General features: G+C 71.3%; 20 protein-coding genes. 9 read left to right on the forward strand and 11 right to left on the reverse strand.

The window, feature by feature from the left end; all coding sequences use genetic code 11:
• Nucleotides 1-35 precede the first annotated feature (35 nt).
• The 6 genes from OTB20_RS04570 to OTB20_RS04595 are packed head-to-tail and all read left to right on the forward strand — an operon-like array spanning nt 36 to nt 4,102.
• On the forward strand, nt 36-482 hold the full coding sequence (locus tag OTB20_RS04570; RefSeq protein WP_267815302.1) for a cupin domain-containing protein: 447 nt from the start codon (nt 36-38) through the stop codon (nt 480-482).
• Complete coding sequence (locus OTB20_RS04575) at nt 479-1,753, forward strand: beta-ketoacyl-[acyl-carrier-protein] synthase family protein (RefSeq protein ID WP_267815303.1); 1,275 nt, start codon at nt 479-481, stop codon at nt 1,751-1,753. Before OTB20_RS04570 ends, OTB20_RS04575 begins: the two co-directional genes overlap by 4 nt.
• Nucleotides 1,750-2,985: a ketosynthase chain-length factor gene (locus tag OTB20_RS04580; RefSeq protein WP_267815304.1), complete on the forward strand. Its 1,236-nt coding sequence runs from the start codon at nt 1,750-1,752 to the stop codon at nt 2,983-2,985. The genes OTB20_RS04575 and OTB20_RS04580 overlap by 4 nt, the downstream gene beginning before the upstream one ends.
• Before the next feature lie 18 nt (nt 2,986-3,003).
• Nucleotides 3,004-3,261 (forward strand): phosphopantetheine-binding protein, encoded by a 258-nt coding sequence (locus tag OTB20_RS04585; protein ID WP_250743221.1) that lies wholly within the window; start codon nt 3,004-3,006, stop codon nt 3,259-3,261.
• A 1-nt stretch (nt 3,262) separates the two neighbouring features.
• Complete coding sequence (locus OTB20_RS04590) at nt 3,263-3,742, forward strand: SRPBCC family protein (RefSeq protein WP_267815305.1); 480 nt, start codon at nt 3,263-3,265, stop codon at nt 3,740-3,742.
• A gap of 18 nt (nt 3,743-3,760) precedes the next feature.
• The gene (locus OTB20_RS04595) at nt 3,761-4,102 is read left to right on the forward strand and encodes a TcmI family type II polyketide cyclase (RefSeq protein ID WP_267815306.1); all 342 of its coding nucleotides are present in this window, start codon (nt 3,761-3,763) and stop codon (nt 4,100-4,102) included.
• A gap of 124 nt (nt 4,103-4,226) precedes the next feature.
• Here OTB20_RS04595 and OTB20_RS04600 read toward each other — a convergent pair whose 3' ends face one another.
• The 6 genes from OTB20_RS04600 to OTB20_RS04625 form a co-directional block, all read right to left on the reverse strand.
• Nucleotides 4,227-5,645: a GH1 family beta-glucosidase gene (locus tag OTB20_RS04600; protein WP_267815307.1), complete on the reverse strand. Its 1,419-nt coding sequence runs from the start codon at nt 5,643-5,645 to the stop codon at nt 4,227-4,229.
• 55 nt (nt 5,646-5,700) lie between these two features.
• Nucleotides 5,701-6,534 carry a carbohydrate ABC transporter permease gene (locus OTB20_RS04605; RefSeq protein ID WP_267815308.1) on the reverse strand — a complete coding sequence of 278 codons (834 nt, stop codon included), beginning with the start codon at nt 6,532-6,534 and terminating at the stop codon, nt 5,701-5,703.
• Nucleotides 6,531-7,430, reverse strand: coding sequence for a carbohydrate ABC transporter permease (locus tag OTB20_RS04610; RefSeq protein WP_267815309.1), 900 nt, complete (start codon nt 7,428-7,430; stop codon nt 6,531-6,533). Before OTB20_RS04610 ends, OTB20_RS04605 begins: the two co-directional genes overlap by 4 nt.
• A 6-nt stretch (nt 7,431-7,436) precedes the next feature.
• Nucleotides 7,437-8,750 (reverse strand): extracellular solute-binding protein, encoded by a 1,314-nt coding sequence (locus OTB20_RS04615; RefSeq protein ID WP_267815310.1) that lies wholly within the window; start codon nt 8,748-8,750, stop codon nt 7,437-7,439.
• A 159-nt stretch (nt 8,751-8,909) separates the two neighbouring features.
• Entirely contained in the window at nt 8,910-9,965 is a 1,056-nt protein-coding gene (locus OTB20_RS04620) for a LacI family DNA-binding transcriptional regulator (protein WP_267815311.1), read from the reverse strand.
• A gap of 244 nt (nt 9,966-10,209) precedes the next feature.
• A complete protein-coding gene (locus tag OTB20_RS04625; RefSeq protein WP_267815312.1) occupies nt 10,210-11,667 on the reverse strand; it encodes a glycoside hydrolase family 16 protein in 1,458 nt (485 codons plus the stop codon).
• A 311-nt stretch (nt 11,668-11,978) separates the two neighbouring features.
• Here OTB20_RS04625 and OTB20_RS04630 point away from each other — a divergent pair, with 311 nt between their 5' ends.
• Entirely contained in the window at nt 11,979-12,815 is an 837-nt protein-coding gene (locus tag OTB20_RS04630) for a S1 family peptidase (RefSeq protein WP_267815313.1), read from the forward strand.
• A 53-nt stretch (nt 12,816-12,868) separates the two neighbouring features.
• On the opposite strand, the gene OTB20_RS04635 is transcribed toward OTB20_RS04630, so the two are convergent.
• The 4 genes from OTB20_RS04635 to OTB20_RS04650 all read right to left on the reverse strand — a co-directional run bounded on the left by OTB20_RS04635 (nt 12,869) and on the right by OTB20_RS04650 (nt 16,774).
• On the reverse strand, nt 12,869-13,489 hold the full coding sequence (locus OTB20_RS04635; protein ID WP_267815314.1) for an RDD family protein: 621 nt from the start codon (nt 13,487-13,489) through the stop codon (nt 12,869-12,871).
• A 284-nt stretch (nt 13,490-13,773) separates the two neighbouring features.
• Complete coding sequence (locus OTB20_RS04640; RefSeq protein WP_267815315.1) at nt 13,774-14,427, reverse strand: fasciclin domain-containing protein; 654 nt, start codon at nt 14,425-14,427, stop codon at nt 13,774-13,776.
• 116 nt (nt 14,428-14,543) lie between these two features.
• Nucleotides 14,544-16,226, reverse strand: coding sequence for a molybdopterin-dependent oxidoreductase (locus OTB20_RS04645; protein ID WP_267815316.1), 1,683 nt, complete (start codon nt 16,224-16,226; stop codon nt 14,544-14,546).
• A gap of 308 nt (nt 16,227-16,534) precedes the next feature.
• Nucleotides 16,535-16,774 (reverse strand): chaplin, encoded by a 240-nt coding sequence (locus tag OTB20_RS04650; RefSeq protein WP_267815317.1) that lies wholly within the window; start codon nt 16,772-16,774, stop codon nt 16,535-16,537.
• Between the two features lie 287 nt (nt 16,775-17,061).
• Here OTB20_RS04650 and sigK point away from each other — a divergent pair, with 287 nt between their 5' ends.
• Both sigK and OTB20_RS04660 read left to right on the forward strand, forming a co-directional pair.
• Nucleotides 17,062-17,754: an ECF RNA polymerase sigma factor SigK gene (sigK, locus tag OTB20_RS04655; RefSeq protein WP_420716325.1), complete on the forward strand. Its 693-nt coding sequence runs from the start codon at nt 17,062-17,064 to the stop codon at nt 17,752-17,754.
• Nucleotides 17,751-18,497, forward strand: a complete 747-nt coding sequence (locus tag OTB20_RS04660) for an anti-sigma factor (protein ID WP_267815318.1) — start codon at nt 17,751-17,753, stop codon at nt 18,495-18,497. The genes sigK and OTB20_RS04660 overlap by 4 nt, the downstream gene beginning before the upstream one ends.
• A 521-nt stretch (nt 18,498-19,018) precedes the next feature.
• Here OTB20_RS04660 and OTB20_RS04665 read toward each other — a convergent pair.
• The gene (locus OTB20_RS04665; RefSeq protein ID WP_267815319.1) at nt 19,019-19,525 is read right to left on the reverse strand and encodes a DinB family protein; all 507 of its coding nucleotides are present in this window, start codon (nt 19,523-19,525) and stop codon (nt 19,019-19,021) included.
• Nucleotides 19,526-19,959: the final 434 nt, after the last annotated feature.

Consider the following 19,959-nt stretch of genomic DNA (forward strand, 5'->3'; position numbering starts at 1 on the left):
GTCCAGGCTCCCCACCGCCAGGAGGAACCCCCGCCATGACCAGACAACGCCCACCGCACATCGTGGACCTCAGCGAGACGCAGCCCAACACCAGGCGTGGCGGGGACCTGAGGGCCGTCCTCACACCGACCTCGGTGGGCTGCACCAGCGGCTTCATGGGCCTGGCCGTCATGGCGCCGGGCGAGCACATCGCCGAGCACTACCACCCGTACTCCGAGGAGTTCGTGTACGTGGTCAGCGGGACGCTGGAGGTCGACCTCGACGGCGAGGCCCACCCGCTCCTCACCGACCAGGGCCTCCTCGTCCCCATGAACGTGCGCCACCGGTTCCGCAACGTCGGGGACACCGAGGTCCGCATGGTCTTCCACCTCGGCCCGCTCGCCCCGGACCCCAAGCTGGGGCACGTGGACACGGAGGAGGCCGTCAACCCGGAGGGCTCCGCCTGGGAGCGGCCGCCGGACCGCGCGGGAGTGGTCTCTTGACCCGCCGGCGGGTGGCCGTCACCGGGGTCGGTGTCGTCGCCCCCGGCGGGATCGGCACCTCCGCCTTCTGGGAGCTCCTCTCCAACGGCCGTACGGCGACACGCGGCATCACCCTCTTCGACCCGACCGGCTTCCGTTCCCGGATAGCCGCGGAGGTCGACTTCGACCCCGCCGCACACGGCCTCGGCGCCGAGGTGGCGGCCCGCGCTGACCGGTACATCCAGTTTGCCCTGGTCGCCGCCGCCGAGGCGGTGCGCGACGCCGGACTCGACCTCACCACCGACGAAGCGTGGCGCACCGGCGTCTCCCTGGGCACCGCCGTGGGCGGCACCACCCGCCTGGAGCACGACTACGTGGCCGTCAGCCAGCAGGGCGCCTGGTGGGACGTGGACCACCGGCTGGCAAGCCCCCACCTGCACCGGGCGTTCACCCCGGCCACCCTGGCCTCCGCCGTGGCGGAGCAGACGGGCGCGCGGGGTCCGGTCCAGACGGTCTCCACCGGCTGCACCTCCGGACTCGACGCCATCGGCTACGCCTTCCACTCCATCGCCGAGGGCCGGATGGACGTCTGCATCGCCGGAGCCTCGGACTCACCCGTCTCACCGATCACCGTGGCCTGCTTCGACGCCATCAAGGCCACCTCGCCCAACAACGACGACCCCGCCCACGCCTCCCGGCCCTTCGACGCCGACCGCGACGGGTTCGTCCTCGGCGAAGGCGGCGCCGTCCTCGTACTGGAAGAGCTGGAACACGCCCGCGCCCGCGGTGCGACCGTCTACTGCGAGATCGGCGGCTACGCCACCTTCGGCAACGCCCACCACATGACGGGGCTGACCACCGAGGGCCTGGAAATGGCCCGGGCCATCGAAACCGCCCTGGACCAGGCCCGGACCGACGCGCGCGAGATCGACTACGTCAACGCGCACGGCTCCGGGACCAAGCAGAACGACCGCCACGAGACCGCGGCGGTCAAGAAGGTCCTGGGAGACCACGCCTACAAGACGCCGATGACCTCCATCAAGTCCATGGTGGGGCACTCCCTCGGCGCCATCGGGGCGATCGAACTGGCCGCCTGCGTCCTGGCGATGACCCACCAGGTCGTACCGCCCACGGCCAACTACGAGACCCCCGACCCCGAATGCGACCTGGACTACGTCCCTCGCGTCGCGCGCGAGCGCACACTGCGCAACGTGCTCTCCGTCGGCAGCGGCTTCGGCGGCTTCCAGTCCGCGGTCGTCATGACCCGCCCCAAGGAGGAGGTGGTCTCGTGAGCATCCGTACGGTCATCACCGGCATCGGAGTCGTCGCGCCCAACGGCATCGGCGCCGAAGCCTTCTGGAAGGCGACCCAGTCGGGCACCTCCGTCCTGGGCCGGGTCACCCGGGAGGGCTGCGAACACCTCCCGCTGCGCGTGGCCGGCGAAGTGCGCGGCTTCGACCCGGGCACGATGGTCGAGGAACGCTACCTCGTCCAGACCGACCGCTACACCCACCACGCCCTCGCCGCGGCCGACCTCGCCCTGGAGGACGGCCGGCTCGGCCGGGCCGACTACGAGGACGACCCCTTCTCCATCGGCGTGGTCACCGCCGCCGGATCGGGTGGCGGCGAGTTCGGCCAGCGCGAACTGCAGCACCTGTGGGGTCAAGGACCGCGCTACGTCGGCCCGTACCAGTCGATCGCGTGGTTCTACGCCGCCAGCACCGGGCAGATCTCCATCCGCCGGGGCCTCAAGGGCCCCTGCGGGGTGGTCGCCGCGGACGAGGCGGGCGGACTCGACGCCTTCGCGCACGCAGCCCGGGCCATCCACCAGGGCAGCAGGGCCATGCTGGTCGGAGCCACCGAGGCGCCCCTGGCCCCGTACTCCATCGTCTGCCAGCTCGGCTACGAGGCCCTGAGCACGCACGAGGACCCGGACCGGGCCTACCGGCCCTTCACCGAGAAGGCCTGCGGCTTCGTACCCGCCGAGGGCGGCGCGATGTTCCTGGTGGAGGAGGAGGAAGCGGCCCGGCGCCGCGGCGCGTCCGTACGGGCCCTCCTCGCCGGGCACGCGGCCACCTTCACCGGCCCGCACCGTCCAGAACGGGCCGGCGAATCCGGCGAGGGCCTGGCTCACGCGATCACCGGTGCCCTGCGGGAAGCGGGCTGCGCCCCCGAAGAGGTCGACGTGGTCTTCGCCGACGCACTCGGCACCCCGGAGGCCGACCGGGCCGAGGCGGCCGCGATCGTCTCCGCCCTCGGGGCGCACGGGCGCAAGGTGCCGGTCACGGCTCCCAAGACCGGCACGGGCCGGGCCTATTGCGCGGCCCCCGCCCTCGACACCGCTGCCGCGGTCCTCGCCCTGGAGCACGGCATCGTCCCGCCCACGCCGAACGTGTTCGACGTGTGCCACGACCTCGACGTGGTGACCGGCAGCGCCCGCCCGGCGGAGCTGCGCACCGCGCTCGTGCTGAGCCGGGGCCTCATGGGCTCCAACGCCGCGCTCGTCATCCGAATCCCCTCCTAGAGACAGAAGGAGCCGCTCATGTCCGAACGACTGACCGTCGAGGAACTGGCCGCGCTGATGAAGTCCGGGGCCGGCATCACCGTCGACCCGGCCGACATGAAGAACCGCCCGGACTCCCTGTTCGACGACTACGGCCTCGACTCGCTGGGCCTGCTCGGCATCGTCGGACTGCTGGAGAACCAGCGCGGCCGGGCGCTCCCCACCGACGCGGACCGCTGCAAGACCCCCAAAGAATTCCTCGACCTCGTCAACACCAGCCTGATGACAGGAGCTTGAGATGGCAGGGCACACGCAGAACGAGATCACCGTCGGCGCGCCGATGGAGCTGGTCTGGGAGATGACCAATGATCTCTCCAGCTGGCCCGGGCTCTTCAGCGAGTACGCCTCGCTGGAGGTCCTGGAGGAGGACGGGCCCACCACCCGCTTCCGCCTGACGATGCACCCCGACGAGAACGGCACCGTGTGGAGCTGGGTCTCCGAACGCACACCCGACCCCGTCAGCCGCACCGTGCGCGCCCGCCGGGTCGAGACCGGCCCGTTCGAGCACATGGACATCCACTGGCAGTACTTCGAGGTGCCCGGTGGCACCCGGATGGTGTGGACCCAGGACTTCGCGATGAAGCCGCAGGCGCCCGTCGACGACGCCGGGATGACCACGCGGATCAACCACAACTCCAAGATCCAGCTGGAGCTGATCCGGGACAAGATCGAACAGCATGAACGCGAGACCCGCACGCCCGCGGTCAGCCGCGTCTGAGAAGAAGGGCAGCACCGGATGCACCGCGCTCTCATCGTGGCCCGCATGGCGCCGCAGTCCGCCCCCGACATCGCCGAGCTGTTCGCGGCCTCGGACGCGGGCGAACTGCCGCACCTCGTCGGGGTCACCCGCCGCAGCCTCTTCCAGTTCGGTGATGTGTACATGCACTTCATCGAGTCCGACCGGCCACCCGGCCCGGCGATCGCCGACGTGACCGGCCACCCGGAGTTCCGGGAGCTCAGCGACCGGCTCACCGCCTACGTCAGCCCCCACAACCCTGAGACCTGGCGGAGCCCGAAGGACGCCATGGCCCAGGAGTTCTACCGCTGGGAGCGCCCGGCCGGCTCCCGTACGGCCTAGCCGTACGGAGCGACCCGCGCGACCGGCAGGCCTCGGGCCCCGCACCCACCTGGTGCGGGGCCCGCCACCGTGTCCGGCGCTCACGGCGCCCGCGGCCCCCGGGGACCCCGCGCGGACCCGGGCCTCAGAGTGCCAGGCCGCCCCGGGCGATGACGTCCGCGTACCAGTGCGCGCTGTCCTTCGGAGTACGTAGCCGCGTGGCGAAATCCACGTGGACCAGCCCGAACCGCTTGCTGTAGCCGAACGACCACTCGAAATTGTCCAGCAGCGACCACACGAAGTAGCCGCGCACGTCCGCCCCGTCCGAGATCGCCCGGTGCACCGCCTCCAGATGGCCCCGCAGATAGGCGATCCGCTCCGGATCGTGGACGGCCCCGTCCGGGCCGACCCGGTCCGCGTACGCCGCGCCGTTCTCCGTGATCACCAGCGGAACCCCGGGCAGCTCATCGCGCAGCCGCGCCAGCAGCTCGTACAGCCCGTCCGGATCCACCGGCCAGTCCATCTCCGTCCGAGGACCGGGCGCCGGCAGGAACCGTACGTGCTCCTCCGCCCCGGGCCAGGGCGACGGCTCCCGTTCCCCGTCGGACGCAGCCGGCTCCACGGCCGCGACCACCGTGGGGGAGTAGTAGTTCACCCCCAGCCAGTCGAGCGGTTCGGACGCCGCCGCCAGATCGCCGTCCCGGACGAACGACCAGTCCGTGAGCGCGGCGGTATCGCGGACGAGGTCCGGCGCGAGCCGTCCCCGGAACACCGGGTCGAGGAAGATCCGGTTCCCCACCGCGTCGATGCGCCGCGCCGCGTCCAGATCGGCCGCCGAGTCCGTCAGCGGCCGCACCGCGTGCAGATTCAGCGTCAACGACACCTCCGCCGACCGGGGCAGCGCCGCGCGCAGCGCCCGTACGCCCAGCCCGTGGGCCAGATTGAGATGGTGGGCGGCGCGCAGGGCGGCGGCGGGCTCCGTGCGGCCGGGCGCGTGCACCCCCGAGGCGTAGCCCAGGAAGGCAGCGCACCACGGCTCGTTGAGGGTGGTCCAGCCGGCCACCCGGTCCCCGAGCGCCTCCGCCACGAGGCCGGCGTACTCGGCGAACCGCTCCGCCGTATCGCGGTGCGGCCAGCCGCCGAGGTCCTCCAGCTCCTGCGGCAGATCCCAGTGGTAGAGCGTGGCCACGGGCCGGATCCCCGCCTCCAGCAGCGCGTCCACCAGCCGCCGGTAGAAGTCGAGCCCCCGCTGCGCGGCGGGACCCCGCCCGGTGGGCTGCACCCTCGGCCAGGCCACCGAGAACCGGTAGTCGCTCACGCCGAGCCGGCTCATCAGGCCCACGTCCTCGGCCATCCGGTGGTAGTGGTCGGTGGCCGTGTCCCCGGTGTCACCGCCCAGCACCTTGCCCGGGGTCCGGCTGAAGGTGTCCCAGATCGAGGGCGTACGTCCGTCCAGCGCGGCCGCTCCCTCGATCTGGTAGGCGGCCGTCGCCGTACCCCACCGGAACCCGGTGGGAAAGCGGAGCGCGGCCCCCGGGGCGGGGGAGGCGTCGACAGTGGTCATCAATGGACTCCTGGGGGGAAGGTGGGAGAGGAAGGCGCCGGGGAGGGGCCCCGGGTCAGCCCTTGACCGCGCCCTGCATGACGCCGCCCACGATCTGCCGCCCGAGCAGACCGAAGACCAGCAGTACGGGCAGGGTTCCGAGCAAGGTGCCCGCCATGATCACGGACTGGTCGTGCACGTACCCGCCGCCCAGCTGACGCAGCGCCACCTGCACGGTCGGCTCCTGCGAGGACAGCGCGACCACGGGCCAGAAGAAGTCGTTCCAGGCCGTCATGAAGGTCAGCAGCCCGAGCACGGCCATGGCCGGCCGGGCCACCGGCACCACGATCGACCAGAAGACCCGGCCGTACGAGGCCCCGTCGACCCGGGCCGCCTCGATCAGCTCGTCGGGCAGCGACTGCGCGAGGAACTGCCGCATGAAGAACACGCCGAAGGCGGAGACCAGTCCGGGCAGGATCACGGCCTGCAGCTCGTTCACCCAGTGCAGCTTGACGATCAGCATGAACAACGGGATCACCCCCAGTTGCGGCGGGATCATCATCGACGCGACCACGGCGCCGAGCAGCGCGCCGCGCCCCCGGAACCGCAGTTTGGCGAAGGCGAAGCCGGCGAGGGTGGAACAGAGCACCGTGCCGACGGTGATCGCGCTCGACACGATCAGCGAGTTGAGGAGCGCCTTGCCGATGTCCGCCTCGTCCAGGACCGCCTGGAGGTTGACCGCGAGCCTGGGACCGGGCAGCAGCGAGGGCATCGGCCGGGCCATGTCGGCGTTGGACCGGCTCGCCGCGACCAGGGTCCAGTAGAGGGGGAACGCGGACACCAGCACCGCGCAGACCAGTACCGCGTAGGTCAGCCGGCCGCCGCGCCGGGCGACGGGAGAAGAGCTCACCGGCGGGCCTCCTTGAGGGAACGGCGGCGCACGAGAAGGGCGTTGGCGCCCACCAGTGCCACGATCAGCAGGAACATCACCCAGGCGATGGCCGCGGCCCGGCCCAGGTGGAAGAAGCCCCAGCCCTGCTCGTACATGTACAGGCCGAGGGTCTGGTACTGGTGCGAGATGCCCCCCGACATGGAACCCTCGAAGAGCAGCGGCTCCCCGAAGAGCTGGGTGGCGCCGATGGTGGACACCACCACCGTGAAGACGATGGTGGGACGCAGCCCGGGCAGGGTCACGTGCAGGAACTGCCGCCACCTGGAGGCCCCGTCGACCTCGGCGGCCTCGTACAGCTCGACGGGGATGGACTGCATCCCCGCCAGGTAGATGAGCGTGTTGTAGCCGGTCCAGCGCCACACCACGATGGACGAGACGGCGATCTGCGAGGCCGCCGTGCCGGTCTGCCAGTCCACCGGGCCGAATCCGACCGCATCCAGCACGGTGTTGACCAGCCCGAAGTCCCGACCGAAGAGCTGCGCGAAGATTAGCGAGGCCGCGGCCACGGAGGTGGCGTACGGCAGCAGCAGCGCGGTGCGGAAGAAGGTCCTGGCCCGCAGCCGGTAGTTGAGGAGGTGGGCCAGTCCCAGCGCGATCAGCAGCTGCGGCACGGTGGACAGCGCGCCGATGGTGAAGGTGTTGCGCAGGGCCGTCCAGAAGAACGGATCGGTGAACAGGGCCGTGTAGTTGTCCAGGCCCCGCCACTCCATCTCGCCGGGGTTCTGCAGCTCGACGCGGTAGACGGAGACGTAGGCCGTATAGAGGAGCGGGAACACCCCGAAGGCGGCGAAGAGGGTGAAGAAGGGGGCGAGGAAGGCGTACGGGGCGATGGCCCTTCGGGAGGTGCGGGTCACGGCGGGTCAGCCCAGGGCGTTCTTGACGGCCTTCTTCGCGTTCGACCAGGCCGTCTCCGGCGGCGTGCCCTTGCGCTCCACCTCGCTCAGCGCGTTGGTGATCTGGTCGGCGATGTCCTTGTCGTGCACACCGAGCACCTGGACGGGGGCCTGCTCGGCCGCGGCACCGAAGATCTGCCCGATCGGGGCGTCCGAGAAGTACGGATCGCGGGCGTCCGCGATCTGCCCGATGGCCTTGACGGCCGAGGGGAAGTTGCCCTGCTTGCGGAAGAGCGCGGTCTGCTGCTCGGGTGCGGTCAGCCACTTCACCAGTTCGTAGGCCTCCTTCTTGTGCTGGGCGGCCCGGGGGACGGCGAGGTAGGAGCCGCCCCAGTTGCCCGCGCCGCCGGGCAGCTTCGCGACGTCCCACTTGCCCTTGCCGGCGTCACCGGCCTGTCCCTTGATGTAGCCGAGCATCCAGGCGGGGCAGGGCATCGTGGCGAAGGAGCCCGAGGAGAAGGCCTGGTTCCACGGCGGCGACCACTGGTCCAGCTTGGCGCTGAGACCGTCCGCCGCGGCCCTGACCGAGGCGTCCCAGGCGGACTTCACCGCCGGGCCGTTCTCGTAGATCAGCGCGCCCGAGGCGTCGTAGTACCGCTCCTTCGCCTGGCCGATCATGACGGAGTTCAGGCTGGCGATGCTGTCCAGCCAGGAGCTGCCGGCCGGGCCCTTGGCCTTGTACTGCCGGCCGAGCACCAGATAGCCGTCCCAGGTGGCCCACTTGGTGGCCAGTTCCGCACGGTCGGTGGGCAGTCCGGCCGCTTTGAACAGGTCGCTGCGGTAGCACATGGCCTCGGGGCCGACATCGGTGCCGAGACCGAGCACCTTGCCGTCCTTGGTCGTCGCCGCCGCCCACTTGGCGGCGGCGAACTCTCCCTGGAGCGAGCCCGCTCCGTACTCTTTGAGGTCCGCGAACTTGTCCGCCTGCTTCTGGGTCACCGAGGCTATGCGCCCCACCTCGAGGGCCTGGACGTCCGCCAGCCCGCCCCCGCCGGCCAGCCTGGTCTGGAGCGACTTCCAGTAGTCCTGCTCGTCCTCGGTGTCCGTCTGTTTGATCTTGACATTCGGGTGGAGCCGCTCGTACTCGGCGTAGAGCCCCGCCTCCTGGTAGCCGAACGCGCCGAACAGGTCGACGGTGACCGTGACTTGACCACCACCGGCCTTCGAGTCCCCGGAATCGCCGGAGTCGGAACCGGAACCGCAGGCGGTGAGCATTACCCCGGCGAGGGCGAAGGCGCCCAGGCGCAGTGGTGCTCTTCGGACGGCTCGGGTAACGGACATGGCGCGGCCTCCTGCGGTGGGGCGGATTCGACCTTGTATTGAGAGCGCTCTCAGAACGCGACTGGAGCGTGCACCCCGCACCGGCGTCCAGTCAAGAGCCGTGCGCCGGGCGGTCCGAAATCCCGCCATTCACCTATGGAGGAAGAGGGAGTTGCGCCCTCAGGCGGAGCCGCGCAGCACGAGTGAGGTCGGGGTGATCACGGATCCCGGCACCCGCTGCGAGCCGTGCACGGGGTCCAGGGTCCGCAGCAGCAGCCGGGCCATCAGGCGCCCCATGCCCTCGATGTCCTGGCGTACGGTCGTCAGCGGCGGATCGGCGTTCTCCGCCACCTGCTCGGCATCGTCGAAGCCGACCAGCGCCACGTCCTCGGGCACGGACCGGCCCCGCTGGCGCAGTACGCCCAGAGCACCCGTCGCCATCAGGTCGTTCGCGGCGAACACCGCGTCGAGATCCGGGCAGCGGTCCAGCAGTTCGGCCATCGCCCGGGCGCCGCCCGGCGCGGTGAAGTCCCCCTCGGCGATCAGCGCGGGATCGGCGTCGAGCAGTACGTCCCGGTACCCGTCGAGCCGGTCGGTCGCCGAGGTCTGGTCCATCGGCCCGGCGATGTGCGCGATCTGCCGCCGCCCCCGGGACAGCAGGTACCGTACGGCCTCGCGCGCGCCACCGCGGTTGTCGGCGTCGACGTACGACACCGGGCCGTACTGGTCGCCGGCCCCGTCGGCCCGTCCGGTCCAGCCGGGCCGGCCGCCGTAGACGGTGGGCATGGCGATGCGGCGCGTGATCGCGGGCAGCGGGTCGTCGGTGTGCAGGGAGAAGGCGAGCGCGCCGTCCACGTGGCCGCCCGCCAGATACCGCTCGATCCGGTCGTAGTCCCCGCGGTGCTCGACCAGGAGCAGCACCAACTGGGTGTCGTGCGCGGTCAGTTCCTTGCTGATGCCGCGGAGCTGGCGGGAGAAGAAGGGATCGGAGAAGATCCGGATCTCTGGCTCGGCGATGATCACGGCGACCGCGCCGGTGCGCCGGGTGACCAGCGTGCGGGCCGCGTGGTTGGGCACGTAGCCGAGGTCCAGGATGGCCGCGCGGACCTTGTCCACCAGATGCGGGCGGACTCCGTCGCCGCCGTTGACGACCCTGGACGCGGTGGCCCGGGACACCCCGGCGCGCGCCGCCACGGCCTCCAGCGTGGGCCGGCCGGTGGAAACCTGTTCGGCCACGGGCGCTCCTCGTGCGTGTCCGGGGGCGGCGGCCCGGGCCCTGCGGGCCCCGGCCCTGTCGGACAGCAGGGTAACCCGTACCGCCGGGAACGCTGAGAGCGTTTCCGGCGGTACGGGTGCCCTCACCAGCCGATTCCGGGTGCCGTCGCTCGGGGCCGGGACGATCGGCGCGGTCGGGAGCAGGCCCGGGAGGGGCGGGCGCCGAGTGGCGGTGGTCTGTTCACGGGCCGGGTTCCCGGTCCCTTCAGTGCCCGAAGTGGAACCAGTTGAGGTTCACGTAGTCGGCCGGCTGGCCGCTGGTGAAGGTCAGGTACACATCGTGCGTGCCGGTGACCCCCGTGATGTTCGCCGGCACGGTCCGCCAGCTCTGCCAGCCTCCGGTTCCGGCCACGGCGAAGCTGCCGACCGGCGTGCTCGTCCGGCTGTCGAGCCGGACCTCGACGAGCCCGCTCACCCCGCCGGCCGCGCCGCCGGCCACGCGCCCGTAGAACTGTGTCGCGGCCGTGGGGCCGAAGTCGACGCCCTTGTACTGGGCCCAGTCGCCGTTGCCGATCGTGGTGAGGTCCTGGCCGCCGCCGGTGTCCGAGGTGGTCTCCTTGGCCGTGCCGGCCTGGCCGTCGTGGGACTCGGCCTGGATGGCGGCGTACGCGCCCCGGTTCCCGGGCGGGGGCGTGGTGGGCGGGGTCGTCGGAGGAGTTGTGGGCGGGGTGGTGGGCGGGGTGGTCGGGGGAGTGCTCGGCGGGGCCGTGCCGCCGGTGGACCGCAGTACGGAGACGTAGTCGACCACCATCGAGTAGCCGGGCTGGGTTCCGGCGTCGGGACCGCCGCCGAAGGCCTCCGGGAACTCGCCGCCCATGGCGACGTTCAGGATGATGAAGTAGCCGTGGTTCGTCGCGTTGGTCCAGGTGGCGGGGTCCACCTGGCTGGCGCGCACGGTGTGGAAGTTGACCCCGTCGAGGTAGAAGCGCATCTCTTCCACGGCGGTGGAGCGGTCCCACTCCACCGCATAGGTGTGGAAGCCGCCCTGGCAGGTGGCGCCGGTGCAGACGGTCTGGCCGCCGATGCCCGACTTCTCGTTGCACGGGCCGCCGGGGCTCGTGCCGCAGTGCATCGTGGCCCAGAGGTTGTTGATGCCCTGGACGTTCTCCATGATGTCGAGCTCACCGACGCCCGGCCAGTTCCACCAGTTGCCGCGGTAGGGCGCCCCCAGCATCCAGAACGCCGGCCAGTAGCCCTTGGCCGCGGCACCCGTGACGTCGGGCATCCGGATACGGGCCTCCGTGCGCAGCTTCCCGCCCGCAGGGGGCTGGAAGTCGGAGCGTTTGGTCTCGATCCGCCCGGAGGTCCAGTTGCCGGCGGAGTCCCGCCTCGGGGTGATGCGGAGGTTCCCCGCGCCGTCGAGGGAGACGTTGGCGGTGTCCGCCGTCATCGTCTCGACCTCGCCGGTGCCGAAACCGTCGGGGCCGCCGGGGTAGCTCCTGCCGGTGGTGTACTGCCAGTCGGCGGTGTCGACCCCGGAGCCGGCGGCCCCGTCGAACTCGTCCAGGAAGACCTGGGACCAGCCCGTCGGGACCGGTGGGGCGGCGGCGTTGGCGGGGAGGGTGACGACCGCGGCGGCCGCGGCCGCCACCGCCATGGTGCTCAGCGCGGCGATGACGGCCCGCCGGGCGGACCGGCGTCTTCTTCCGGATGTCAGGCGCATGGGTGCCCTCTCTGAGGCGGTGTGGGGGGAGGAGTGCCAGGACGAGAGAGCCTTGAGAGCGCTCTCAAGCCCTGCCGATGGCCACTGTGCTCCCCGCCTCCGGGGCCGTCAAGGGATGGCGTCGGGAAAGCCTCCGCGCCCCGGCTCCTCGCTTATCGGCCCCCGGGGCGGTGCCGCAAGCTTGATTACGGCCGTTCCCCTGGAGCCCCGAACTGGTATGGCGCTCTTGTGAGTTGGGCTCGCGCCTCTAACAATGCGCATGACAACCGAAAGATCTTCGGTCGCATTGTCACCCAGAGGGGAACCCCCACATGAACAAGCCTCTCGCCGGCGCCGCGTTCGCTCTGCTCCTCACCGGAGCGGCGGCCTCGCCCGCCGTGGCCCAGGCACCCCGGGACACGGTCGCGCAGGCCGTCGCGGTCAACTTCGCCGGCACGGTCGCGCTCAGCAACTGCTCCGGCTCGGTCGTTCGCGTACCGAACTCGCTGCCGTCCGACCCCGCGCTCGTCCTGTCCAACGGCCACTGTCTGGAGTCCGGCATGCCGGCCGCCGGACAGGTCGTCAAGGACAAGGCGTCCAGCCGCTCCTTCTCGCTGCTGAACGCTTCGGGCTCGAAGGTCGCGACGCTGCGCGCGAGCAAGATCTCGTACGCCACGATGACCGACACCGACATCTCGATCTACCAGCTGACCAAGACCTACGCGCAGATCAGCAGCCAGTACGGCATCAACGCACTCACCCTGAACGACGCCCACCCGGTACAGGGAACCGCGATCAAGGTGGTGTCCGGGTACTGGAAGCGAACGTACAGCTGCAACGTCGACGGGTTCGCCTACCGCCTCAAGGAGGGCGAGTGGACCTGGAAGGACTCCCTGCGCTACACCTCGTCCTGCAACACCATCGGCGGCACCTCCGGCTCGCCGGTGATCGACACGACGACGGGCAAGGTCGTCGCCGTGAACAACACGGGCAACGAGGACGGCGAGAGCTGCACGATGAACAACCCGTGCGAGGTGAACGAGAGCGGCGCGGTGACGGTCCGGCAGGGCATCAACTACGCGCAGCAGACGTACATCATCGTCCCCTGCGTGGGCCCCGGTAACACGATCGACCTCACCCGGCCCGGCTGCACGCTCCCGAAGCCGTAGCGAACGCGTCGGGGCCCGCCCGGAATCCGGACGGGCCCCGACGTCGGGTCAGGTCAGCCCTTGGGCACGACGATGACGACGGTGTTGCACACCTTGTCGGCGAAGGTCTGCTTCTTCTCGTCCCACAGCGGCCACAGGAAGCCGATGTAGCAGGCGATGCCGTCCAGGAAGTGCGCCAGCCTGCGCACGAAGGCCATGCCGAAGCCGAGGGTGCTTCCGTCGGCCTCGCGGCGCACGCTGATCCCGACGACCTTCTTGCCGATCGTCTGGCCGGTCGAGCCTTCCTTGTAGAGCTGGAAGATGGCCATGCCGAAGGCGTAGAGCACGCCGATCAGGAAGAAGAAGCCGGGCCCGGAGGCTCCGGCGTCGTCGCTCATGGCGAGGTCGATGAAGCCCAGGGCGTACATCGGGACCACGTTGATCAGGCCGTCCAGGAGGGTCGCACCGAAGCGCAGACCCCAGTGCGCCAGCGGCGGCATTCCGGCGCCAGGCATGCCCGGCATCCCGGCCGGCGGGTACGCGCCGTACGGCTGCTGCTGGGGAACGCCCATCGGCGGCTGCTGCGGGTAGCCGTACTGCGGGGGGACGCCCTGCGGCGCCTGCTGCGGGTAGCCGGGCTGACCCTGCGGGGGCTGCTGCTGGCCGTAGGGGTTGTTCGGGTCGCCGAAGCTCATGGCGAAGTCTCTCCAGGGGTGTGGCGGGGACGAACGGTCCGCGCGGAGGGACGTCGTGAAAAGAGCGGTTTGCCCCCTGCGCAGCCGCGAACTTGCGGGGCCATCGTGTTAGTAACATCGGCCACTTGTCCAATCCGTGGTCACATGAGCCGACCAAGTGACGGACCGGGGAACACAGCATGGAGTCCCGGACCCTGAGGACGGGTCCGGGACTCCCGGGGCCACTTCGCTGACCGCTTCTACAACGACCGGCGCCCCTGGGGGTCACCGGTAGGGCGGCAGTGCTACTTCGGCATCAGGACGGTGTCCACGATGTAGACGGTGGCGTTCGCGGTCGGGACGTTGCCACAGACCACGTTGGACGTGCCGTTGACCTTGTAGGACTCGCCCGAGCCGGCGGTGGTCACCTTTCCGGTCTCCAGCGTGGCGAAGGAGCCGTTCTCCAGCTGCTTCGGCGTCAGCTTCTCGCCGACCACGTGGTACGTGAGGATCTTGGTCAGCGTGGCCTTGTCGGCGAGGACCTTGTCGAGGTCGGCCTTCGGGATCTTGGCGAAGGCGTCGTTGGTCGGCGCGAACACCGTGATGTCCTTGGCGTTGTTGAGCGTGTCGACGAGTCCGGCCTGCTTGACGGCCGCCACCAGGGTGGACAGAGCCGGGTTGTTGGACGCGGCGGTCGCGACCGGGTCCTTGGCCATGCCGTCGAAGCTGCCCGCGCCCTCCTTCGGCACACCGGAGCAGGCCGGGCCGAAGGGGCTGTCCATCGTCATCGCCCCCGAGGCGTCCGATGCGGGGGAGGAGGCGGCCGTACTCGCGTCGGCGGAAGGACCGGCTGCGGTGTCCTTGGCGGAGTCGGAGTCGGAGCAGGCGGTCAGCGCGAAGGGCAGTACGGCGGCCGTGGCGAGGGCGAGGGCGGTACGACGGAAACGAAGGTTGTTCATTGTGTTCTCCAGAGAATGCTTGGGTGGAAATAGGAAGGAAGGAAGGAAGAAAGTTTGTGAAATGTAATGAACCGGCTGAATTGGTGTGAATCAGCTGTCGGTTCGGTCAGGTTCGGTCAGCCGGCGGTGACGAAGACGCTGTGCCGGCCGCTCGCACCGTCCGGGATGGTGCGGGCCCGCAGTTCGGTCTGGACCTCACCCCGGCCGTCCGTGGCACGGACGGTCAGCCGGTGACCGCCGGGCGTGGCCTTCCAGTCGAAGGACCACTGGCGCCAGGTGTCGGTGGTGGCCTGCGCCGCGAGCGAGGCCTCCTGCCACGGCCCGTCGTCGACCTGGATCTCGACCCGCTCGATGCCGCGGTGCTGGGCCCACGCCACCCCTGCCACCATCACGGTCCCGGCCGAGGTCCGGGCGAAGGGCTTGGGGGTGTCGATCCGGGCCTGCGTCTTGATCGGAGCCCGGCGCGCCCAGCCGCGCTTGACCCAGTACGGGTCGTAGGCGTCGAAGGTCGTGAGCTCGATCTCCCGGATCCACTTGCAGGCGGAGACGTAGCCGTAGAGACCGGGTACGAGCATCCGGACCGGGAAACCGTGCTCGAAGGGGAGCGGCTCGCCGTTCATGGCGACGGCCAGCATCGCGTCCCGGCCGTCCATGACCTCCTCCACCGGGGTGCCCAGCGTCATCGCGTCCACGGAACGCGCGATCAGCTGGTCGGCCCGGCCGCCGCGCGACGGCGGTTGGACACCCGCCTCCCGCAACAGGTCCGACAGGCGTACGCCGAGCCAGCGCGCGGAGCCCGCGTACGGGCCACCGACCTCGTTGGACACACAGGTCAGCGTGATGTCCCGTTCGATCAGCGGGCGTTGGAGGAGTTCGGCGAAGGAGTAGGAGCGCGGGCGGGAGACGCCCTTGCCGTGGATGCGCAGGCTCCAGGTGTCCGCGTCCACCTTGGGGACCACGAGAGCGGTGTCGACGCGGTAGAACTCCTTGTTCGGTGTGGTGAAGGCGCTGACCCCGGGGATCCGCAGGCTCGCTCCGGCCGGGATCGGCGGGGCCGGAGAGTCGGGCGTGGGCAGTCGTACGGCGGCTCGGGACGCCGCGGCGCCCTGGGCGCGCCGGCCGGTCAGGGCCCGGCCGAGGGCGCCCGCGCCGGTGGAGACGAGGGCTGTGACGCCTGCCGCGAGGAGGAAGCCCCGCCGGTTCCAGGCGGCGGGCGGGCTGTGGTCCGGGGCTCCCGCGCCGGTTCCAGTACCGGTACCGGCGCGGCTTTCGATGCCGATCGGGGAACCCTCCGCGGTGCTCGCAGCGGTGTCGTCCCCGCTCGAGGGCCGGGCAACCGGGCCGCCCAACTTCCCCACCAGCAGGTACAGCACCATCGCCCCGGCCGCTGCCCCCACGAGCGAGGGCAGCACGTCCGCCGGACCGGCCGCGTCGGGCCGCCCGAGGGCCGCCGCAGCGCCGAGGGCGCCGAAGACCAGTACGCCCGCCGCACCCGTACGGCGGTGGCGCAGGGCGAACATCCCCAGCAGAGCCGCCAGGAGGCCGACGGTCGCGAGGATGCCGAGCTGGAGGACCAGCTTGTCGTTCTCGCCGAAGGTCCGGATGGCGAAGTCCTTGAGGGCCGCCGGAGTGCGGTCGATGGCCGCCCCGCCGATCACCGTGACCGGTCCGGCCTGAGGCCGGACCAGGGACGCGGTCAGCTCGGCGGCGGCCAGTGCCGCGAATCCCGCCAGCAGGCCGCTCGCCGCGGCGAGAGCGCCGCGCTCGACTGTCCTTCGGTTGATGCTCACGACCCTCATTCGGCGCGGGATGCCTGCCGGATGGGTCGGTCATCCGATCAAGTGAAGATCCGTCGGTGTGTTGACCCCTGTGCGCCGACCTTTGCGGGTCGGCCTTCGCGTACGGGCCTTCGCGTACGGGCCTTTGTGCGGGCCGTACGGCTTGCCCGTACGCGGGCGGCGGCGCCGACAGCTGCCGCCCGCGCGGGGCCTGCGGGACCCGGCGGCGCTCAGGAGCGGTGTCACACTCCCCGCCGGCCCGGAGGACCACCGGCCCGCCGCCGCCCGGTGACCGGCGGCGGGCCGGAGACCATGGCCCGGGTGGACCGTCAGGCGTTGACGCAGGTGTTGCCGAAGGCGGGGTTGAGCAGCCCGATCACGCTGATCGAGTTGCCGCACGCGTTGATCGGGATGTGGATGGGGATCTGGATCAGGTTGCCCGAGCCGACCCCCGGGGAGTAGGCGGCGACGCCCTGGGCTCCGGCGTCGGCCGAGGCCGCAGAGGCCCCGCCTACGAGAAGGGCGCCCGAGGCGAGGGCGAGTACGGCACTCTTGAGGACACGCGACACGACAGATCTCCTTGCTGGCTGTGCGGCGGCGTGCTCCGGGACACCATCGGCCCCGCGGCCCGCCGTGCGGCCCTGCGATGGGCCCGCAGCCCTCCTTCGCCCCGGACCCCCGCCGCGGTTTGGTCCCGGGGTGCCGATTCCCCCGAACGAGTGTCTTTTCGCGTGTACGTCGGCCAATCCGGTCTCGGACCCGCTCCGAAGAGAGGGTGAGACAGCAAGGAACCGGCGCGCACCGCAACCTCGCCGGACGAGCACGGGTGCGCCTGCCACGAAGGATCGTTCATGCGATGGATGGACCGGCGAGAACCCCTCTCGGCTCCGGCGTGCCCGCCCGGGCCCGGCCGTACACGGGGGCCGCTCAGGTGAACCCCGAGGAGCTGCGCTTCCCCGGACCGGGCCCCGGCGGCGGCCCCGCCCGCGGTCCCGGATCGGCCGCGGCCGAACTCGCGGAGCTGATGGCGCGCGTCGCGCAGGGAGACCAGGACGCCTTCTCCGCGCTGTACGACGCCGTGGCCGGAACCGTCTTCGGCATCGCGGTCAAGGTCGTGCGCGACCGCGCGCAGTCGGAGGAGGTCGCCCAGGAGGTGATGATCGACGTGTGGCGCCAGGCCGCCCGCTTCCGCCCCGACCAGGGGAGCGTCATGGCCTGGGTGGGCACGATCGCCCATCGCCGGGCGGTCGACCGGGTCCGCTCCGCCCAGGCCTCGGCCACCCGTGAGCACGACGTGGGTGTACGCGGCCAGGAGCGGCCCTTCGACGAGGTGAGCGAACAGGTGGAGAACCGCCTGGAGCGCGACCAGGTCAAACGCTGCCTGCGCCGGCTGACCGAGCTCCAGCGCCAGGCCGTCACCCTCGCTTACTACCAGGGGCTGACCTACCGTGAGGTGGCCGAGACCCTCCAGACCCCTCTTCCCACGATCAAGACCCGGATGCGCGACGGACTGATCCGCCTGCGTGACTGCATGGGGGTGACCACGTGAAGCACGACGAAGAACTGCACACCCTCACCGCGGCCTACGTACTCGACGCGCTCGAACCGGGCGAACAGGAGGCGTTCTCGCGGCACTTGACCCGGTGCGCGCCGTGCTCCGGGGACGTCGCGGAGTTCTCCGCCGCGGCCGGCCGGCTGGCAGCCGCCGTAGCCGTAGTGCCCCCGCCGCACCTGAAGACGGCGGTCCTCGCCCGCATCGAGACCGTCCGCCAGGAGCCCCCGCGGGTCGGCGTCCGGCGGGCGGCCGGATTCCTGGACCGGCTCCCGCGCAGGACCGGCGCCTTCGTCGTCGCCGCTTCCCTCGTCGGGGCGGCCCTCTTCGGCGGCGCCGCGCTCTACGAGACCCGGCAGGCGGAGCAGGCCCGGCAAGAGGCCCGGCAGGCCGAGGCGCGGAGCCAGGAGGTGCGGGCCGTGGTCACGGCCCCGGACGCCCGTACCGTCCACGGCCGCACCAGCAGCGGAGCCGGCGCTACCGTGATCACCTCCCAGGCCCGGGACAAGGCGGTGTTCCTCACCGACCGGCTGCCGGCCCCCGGGGCGGGCCACACGTACCAGCTCTGGCTCGCCCACGGCGACACGATGCGCCCGGCCGGTTTCCTCACCGGTGACGGGGCGGCCGTCCTGGACGGAGACCTCGGCACGGCCACGGCGGTCGGCCTGACCCTGGAGCCCGCCGGGGGATCGGCGCAGCCGACGACCAGCCCCCTGCTCCTGCTCGCCCTCCCGGCGTAGCACGTACGGCAGACCCGGGCGGGTGACCGGAGCTCTCGCTCCCGGTCACCCGCCCCGCCGGCGTCACGGAAAGGCCGAGAAGCGCGATCGCGTTCGTGTCGAGGATCGCGGCGGCGTCCAGCGAGGGCAGCCCCGATCCGCTGACGTAGGAGGCCTCCCGTACGAACACCTCCCCGTCCTCGAAGGGGGAGCCGAGGACCAGCCGCGCCCCCACCATCCCGAGCTCGTCGAAGGCGTACGCGAGCTCGCGCACATGCCGCGTCCATGTGCGGCAGCGGCATCGGCAGCGGCAGCGCCGCGAAGGCCAGGAAGCGGCCGGGCCACCGGGCGACCAGCTCGGCGTACGCCTCGTTGGCCGCGCGCGCCAGCAGCACCGCGTCGGCCTCCCGGGGCAGGTGCGGGGACTGCGGCGGGACGGACAGCACTTGGCGGGAGATCCCCATCCGGTCCATGAGGGCGAACCGGTGCTCGAGGTCGGCCGCGGTGGCCGGGCTCGGCTCTGGCCCTGATCTCCGCCGGATCTAGTCGCCGGTCGTGCCGTCGAGCATCTCGCGCAGGATGTCCAGGTGGCCGTTGTGGCGGGCCGTCTCCTCGGTGAGGTGGAGGAGGATCCAGCGCAGGTCGACGTGGAGGCCGTTGCGGACGGCTCGCTGGGCCTGGCTGTCCAGGCCGTTCCCGGCAACCAGTTCGCGGTAGCGGGCGCTCTGCTCGGCGTATTCGTCTAGCAACTGCGTGAGTGGGAAGCCGACGGCTATACGCATCTCGCGGTCGGGGTCCTCATCGGTCCAGGGGCCCTGGTCTTCCTCCCCGAGGAAGACCACCTGGAACCAGTAGTACTCGACCCAGCGGAGGTGGTTGATCACTCCGCTCATGGTCATCAGCGGTGAGCCGGGCAGGAGCGCCTTGCGTGCGTTCTCTGCGGAGACGCCCTGGCACTTGGCGCGGGCGGTGTCACGTGTGTAGTCGAGGAAGGTTGCGAGCTGGGTGCGCTCGTCCCAAGCGGGGGGCGTGTCGTCGATTCTGGTCATCGGGGGAAGGGTCTCCGATCACCGCGACCGATGTCGAGGCATTTATCGAGGGCCCAACCTACCCAGCCCTCTGTCCGGCGGATCGCCACAGCGATTCAGCGCCGGTGGGCTTCCCAGCATGATCCGCCGGACAGGCCCTGAACCTAGCCCTGGCCGAGGCACTGGCTCCGGCCCTCGGCCCTTGGTCCCGGCTCCCGGCCCCGGCCGCGGACCGAGGGGCCATGCGGGAGGCGCCGGTGTGAAGCGACCCCGGTGTCCGCCGCTGAGCACGGGCGCTTCGTGCATCGTCCTTTGAGCCGAGCTACGAGTCCGCGGCTTGTGAGGTGCCGCTGCCGGGCGACGGCACCGGCGAGAACCCGGACCGCACCGTCCGCGGTTCCCCGGCCGGGAGGCCCTCGTCGACATGGCCTCCGGGCACCGGGTCCGCAGGCGGA

This window comes from Streptomyces sp. H27-H1, from assembly GCF_026627445.1.
Lineage (GTDB): Bacteria > Actinomycetota > Actinomycetes > Streptomycetales > Streptomycetaceae > Streptomyces.